1 protein-coding gene is annotated in these 251 nt (G+C 63.3%); it reads left to right on the plus strand.

Features of this window, described 5'->3' with window-relative positions; translation table 11 throughout:
* The coding region (locus A3761_RS26540; RefSeq protein WP_197472697.1) for a hypothetical protein at nucleotides 1-251 on the plus strand (251 nt) is incomplete at both ends.

Here is a 251-nt window from a genome sequence, read left to right on the forward strand (position 1 = left end):
ACGATGAACCATTCCGAGGTCGGCAGGCTACTGATCGAAGGGTTCCTGTCGAGCACCAGCGGCGCGACGATCCTCAGCCTCGGCGGCGAAGTCGCAACCAACATCACGGACAGCAATCTCGGGTCGAACGTGACGTGGAACCGCTTCCACGACATCACGGTCTACGGCTGCGGAATTTGCTGGATCATCCAGGGCAAGTATGGCTCCGGCACGGCGAGCGGCGGCAACGCGCCGTACCCGCTGGCCCAGGT

It is taken from the genome of Oleiphilus sp. HI0123, from assembly GCF_001635315.1.